Source organism: Rhodococcus sp. NPDC059179, from assembly GCF_042754885.1.
Taxonomy (GTDB): Bacteria; Actinomycetota; Actinomycetes; order Mycobacteriales; family Mycobacteriaceae; genus Rhodococcus_G.
Genome location: NZ_JBHZBV010000024.1, coordinates 1 through 5,798, shown reverse-complemented (window position 1 = coordinate 5,798; position 5,798 = coordinate 1). Strand labels below are relative to the sequence as shown.

1 protein-coding gene is annotated in these 5,798 nt (G+C 69.7%); it reads right to left on the bottom strand.

The features are described from left to right. Nucleotides 1-5,798: amino acid adenylation domain-containing protein (locus tag ACFXMV_RS23115; protein ID WP_378614368.1), on the bottom strand; the 5,798-nt coding region annotated here is incomplete at both ends.

Genomic DNA, 5,798 nt, shown 5'->3' with positions numbered 1-5,798 from the left:
GGTGTGGGCGGTGGCGAGGTCGGAGATGAGGATTCGCCAGGAGATGCCGTCGATGACGAGGTGGTGGGCGACGATGAGGAGGCGGCCGCCGGTGTCGGTGTCGGTCTTTATGGGGTCGAGCCAGACGAGTTGGATCATGACTCCGGCCGGCGGGTCGAGCCTGCGCTTCGCCGCCTTCAGCTCCGCGGTCGCGGTCGCGGCGAACCGGGAACCATCCGCGTTGTCGCGCAGCCGAACCCGCCGAATGACCTGCACCGCGGAGACCGACCCGGCAGGCAGCACCTCCATGTGGGGAGCGGCGCCGCGGGTGGCCCCGTGCAGCCGGGAGCGGAGCATGTCGTGGTGGTCGAGAACGGCCTGCACCGTCGACGAGAGGGCGTCCGCGTCGATCGATTTCGGGAGCTCGAGCAGCACCGCCTGCGTGTAGCGGCCGATGTCACCCCCGCGCTCGAGGAGCCAGTGCGCGATCGGCGTCAGGGGGAGGTCGCCGATCCCACCCCCGGCGAACTCCTCCAGCACCACCGGTTCCGAGGCCGCCGACACCGCGGCCAGCGCGGCGACCGACTTGCGTTCGAACACGTCCCGCGGCGACACGAACACCCCAGCGGACTTCGCGCGGGCAACCAATTGGATCGCCATGATGCTGTCCCCGCCGAGGGCGAAGAAGGAGTCGTCGACTCCCACCGAATCGAGGCCGAGGATCGAGGCGAACAGTCTCGACAGAACCTGCTCGGCGTGTGACTCCGGCGGCCTGCCTGCCGTGCTACGGGACTCGAAGTCGAGCTCCAGCAGCGACTTACGGTCGAGCTTGCCGTTCGCCGTCATCGGCATTGCGTCCAGGACGACGATCGCAGCGGGCACCATGTGCGGGGGCAGAACCGAGGCTGCGCCGTCGAGCAGCTCGGGTACCGCTGGTGCGCTGCCGGTCTCGGGGACCACGTAGCCGATGAGCCGCGAGCCCCGGACGAGGACAACGGACTGGGCGACGCCGGGATGGCGGCGGAGTACCGCTTCGATCTCGCCCGGTTCGATGCGATAGGCGTGCAGCTGGATCTGGGAGTCGCTGCGCCCGATGTACTCGAGCTCGCCGCGGGCGTTCCACCGGGCGAGGTCGCCGGTCCGGTACATCCGGGCGCCTGGTTCGCCGAACGGGCTGGGCACGAAGCGGGCAGCCGTCAGTCCCGCCCGGTTCAGGTAGCCGCGGGACAGCTGGGCACCGGAGACGTACATCTCGCCGACGATGCCGGGGGCGACCAGGTGCAGGCGGCGGTCGAGGACCACGACTCGCAAACCGGGGATCGCCCTGCCGAGGACGGAGGCCGACGACGACGCGGACGCGCGATCGAGCCGTAGTCGACTGACGTGCACGGTGGTTTCGGTGATGCCGTACATGTTGACCAGCTCGGGAGCCGTGTCTCCGCGGCGGTCGAACCACCCGGACAGGTGCGGTGGGGACAGTGCCTCGCCGCCGAAGACGACGTACCGCAGCGCCAGATCGACATTGCCAGCGCCGGTGCGGGCCGCGACCCGATCGGCCTCGGCCAGCTGGTGGAAGGCGGTCGGGGTTTGGCTGAGCACGGTCACCCGCTCGCGTCGCAGCAGGTCGAGGAACAGCTCGGGTGAACGGGCCGTGACGTAGTCGACCACCACGAGCCTGCCGCCGCGCAACAGCGGACCCCACAGCTCCCACACCGAGAAGTCGAATGCGTGCGGGTGAAACATCGTCCACACGTCGGTCTCGTCGAAGGCGAACGTGGTCCTGGTGTTCGCAAACAGGGCGAGCACGTTGCGATGGGAGACCGCGACCGCCTTGGGGCGCCCCGTCGACCCGGACGTATAGATCACGTAGGCAACGGCATCCGGGTCCAGCCGCCCGGTACGGTCCGCGTCGGAGACGGGCGCGGCCGATCGGGTCTCCAGATCGGCGAGCACCTCCGCGGAATCGAGCAGGACGCATGCACTGCCGGAGCTCGGCAGTGCGGAGCGGGCCGTGGAGGTGGAGATGACGCAGACCGGGCAGGCGTCGTCGAGCATGAAGGCGATCCGGTCGGACGGATAGGTGATGTCGACCGGCAGGTAGCCGCCGCCTGCCACGGTCACGGCGAGCAACGCCACGATCAGGTCGGGCGATTTCGGCAGGGCGACGGCCACCAGCGATTCGGGACCCACGCCGCGGGAGATCAGATGCCGAGCAAGGCGATTGACTCGCGCCGCCAGCTCGGCGTAGTCGAGGGTCAGATCGTCGGACGTGACGGCGTCCGCATCCGCGTACCGCCCGGCGGTGTGGGAGAACCCGTCGGCGAGCGTTGCGGGCGCCCGACCGAGTCCCGCTCGGTCGAGCCCTGGCGGGGTGGGGGCCTCCTGGTTCCATGCGGTCAGCATGGTGTCGCGTTCGGCGGCGTCGGTGATCTCGATGTCGCCCACCGGGCGGTGCGGGTCGGCAGTGACGCCCTCGAGGATGCGGATGAATCGATGCGCGAAATCCTCGACGGTGACGCGGTCGAACAGGTCGGTGGCGTACGTGATCCCCGCGGACATCCCCGCGGCACCGCGACGTTCGCCGAGGGTGAGCTGCAGATCGAACTTCGCGGTAGCCGTGTCGGCGTCGATGACTTCCGCGGTCAGCCCGGGTAGCTCCAGCGCGGCCGACTCTTGGTTCCGATACTCGAGCAGGACCTGGAAGAGCGGCGTATGAGCCGTCGAGCGGTCAGGCGCGAGCAGCTCCACGAGACGTTCGAAAGGAAGGTCGGCGTGGGTGAACGCGCCGAGGTCGCGGTCGCGGGCGACGGCGAGCAGATCCGAGAACGTGCCCGCCGGATCGACTCTCGTGCGCAGCACGAGCGTGCCGACGAACATGCCGACCAGGTCGTCGAGGGCGGGTTCGGCCCGGCCGGCGATGGGAGTTCCCACCGCGATGTCCTCGGTGCCACTGAGCCTCGCCAGCAGCACCGCCAGTGCGGCATGGGTGACCATGAACATCGTCGAATCGTGGCGGCGGCTCAGATCGGTCAGCAGGCGATGGAGGTCCGCGCTGATCCCGAAATGGACGGTGGCGCCGCGAAGCGCCCGCCGGATCGGCCGCGGACGGTCGGTCGGCAGCGGCAGCACCTCCGGCAGGCCGGCCAGCGTGTCGGTCCAGTACGCGACCTGCGCGGAGACAAGGGAACCCGGGTCGTCCTCTGCGCCGAGCAGCTCGCGGAGCCACAGCGTGTAGTCGGCGTACTGAACCGGCAGGGGCGACCAGTCGGGCGGATGACCATGCGTGCGTGCGGTGTAGGCGGCGATCACATCCGCTACCAGCGGCGCCATGGAGACGCCGTCGGCGCTGATGTGGTGAACCACGATCGCGAGCACGTGCTCCTGCTCTCTGATCTCGAGGAGCTCGGCCCGAACCGGGACGGCGGCAGTGACGTCGAAGCCGGCCGAGATCAGTTCGGAGAGCCGCCCCGCCGCCGCGTCCTCGGTGACCGACACCGTGGTCAGCCCGGGCAGATCCGACGACGGGACGATCAGTTGAGTGGGTTCGCCGTCGCGCAGCGGGAACATGGTGCGCAGCGATTCGTGGCGGTCCGAGACGTCGATTATCGCGGCGCGCAGTGCGTCGACGTCGAGGCTTCCGGTCAGCCGCACGGCGAGCGGGATGTTGTATGCCGCTGACGTGGTGTCGAACTGGTTGATGAACCACATCCGTCGCTGCGCGGGCGACAGCGGAATGTGCGCGGGACGGGGTGACGGCGTGAGCGGGGGTCGAGCTCGCCCGCCTATCGGTTCGCGCGCGATCCGGCGGGCGAGGGCGTGCGCGGTGGGAGCGTCGAAGAGGGTGCGGACGCCTAGGTCGGTGTGCAACGCGGTGTTGATGCGGGCAACCGCGCGGGTGGCGGTCAGTGAGTTGCCGCCCGTGTCGAAGAAGTCGTCGTCGGCACCGAACTCCTTCCGGCCGAGCACCGCCGCGAAGATCCCGTCGATCGCCTCTTCGATGGGGTCCGCCGGGACCGCGTGCGCGGCGTCACCCTCCGCGGCGCCGAAAGCGGGTACGGGAAGCGCACCCCGGTCCAGCTTTCCTGCCGGTGTTCGCGGGATCTGGCCGAGCGCCACGATGGCCGTGGGGATCATGTGGGCGGGGAGGCGTCGGGCGAGGCGGGTGATGAGTTCGTCGGCGTGGATTTGCGTGCCGTCGCGGGGCAGGACGTAGGAGACCAGCGCGGTGTCGCCGGAGGGTGCGGTGTGGGTCATGGTGGCGGCGAACGCGACATCGGGGTGTCCGGTGAGGGCGGCGTCGATCTCGCCCGGTTCGATGCGGAAGCCGCGGATCTTGACCTGGAAGTCGCTGCGGTGCAGGTATTCCAGTGACACCGAGGTGGGTTTCCCGAGCCAGCGGACGATGTCCCCGGTGCGGTACATTCGTTCGCCGGGCGGGCCGAAGGGGTTGGCGACGAATCGGGTCGCGGTCAGTGCAGGTTTGCGATGGTATCCGCGGGCGAGTCCGGCGCCCGCGATGTAGAGCTCTCCTGGCAGGCCGATGGGGATCGGTTGCAGCCGCGGGTCGAGGACGACTTCGGCGACGCCCCGGATCGGTCCGCCCACGGTCACCGGATCGTCCGGGGTCATGCCGCCGGACATGTTGGCCGCCACGGTTGTTTCGGTGGGGCCGTACGCATTGAACAGGCGACGTCCAGGCGACCACCTGGCCACCAACTCCGCCGGGCACTCCTCGCCGCCGGTGACGACGCAGCCGACCGAGTCCAGACCATCCGGATCGATCGAGGCGAGAGCCGTGGGCGTGAGGAAGGCGTGGGTGACCCTGCCCGCTGTCATTCTCTCGGCGAGCTCGGTGCCGCCGTAGACGGTGGGCGGCGCGATCACCATGGTTGCGCCGGCACCGAACGACAAGAGGCACTCCAGGATCGACGCGTCGAAGCTCGGTGAGGAGAAGTGCAGGACCCGAGACGCGGGTGCCACCTGGGCCCGCTCGCGTAGCTCCGCGGCGAGATCGCCGAGCCCGCGGTGGGTGACCGTGACGCCCTTGGGGGCGCCGGTGGATCCGGAGGTGTAGACGAGATAGGCGGGCTGGTCGGCGTGCACCGGGACGGGTCGGTCGGTGTCCGTGATGGGCGCGCTCGAATGCCGGTCGGCGTCGACGACCGTGGCGGTGTCGAGTGCCAACCAGGGCAGGACGGCCGGCAGCTCGTGCTGGTGGGTTGCGAGGGTGAGACCGAGGGTGGCGCCGGAGTCGTTGAGCATGTGTTCGATGCGGTCGGTGGGGTAGGCGGGGTCGATGGGGACGAAGGCGGCTCCGGTCTTGGTGATGGCCCAGAGCGCGAGGATGGATTCGGTGGAGCGGGGGATGGCGAGCGCGGTGAAGGTTTCCGGTGCTGCACCGCGATCGATCAGGGTGCGGGCGAGTTGGTTGGAGCGTTGGTCGAGTTCGCGGTAGGTGATGGTGCGGTCCCCGTCGATCACGGCGGTGGTGTCGGGGTGTGCGGCGGCGGAGGCGACCAGGATGTCGGCGAGCGTGCGCTCCTGGCCCGGAGGCGCTCCGTTTGCGGGGGCGAGGCGCTCGAGTTCGGTTTCGGTGAGCAGGTTCAGCCGGGACAGGGGTAGGTCTGCGGCGGTGGCGATGGTGTCGAGAACCCGTGTCATGAGGGAGGCGATCGCATCGATGTCGTTGGCCTCGAACAGGTCCGACAGGTAGTCGAACCTGAGGTGGAGTCGGGTGTCGGCGGAGGCGGCGATGGCGAGGGGGTAGTGGGTGGCATCGACGCCGGTGGCGTCGGTGACGTGCATGCCGTCGGCGTGGG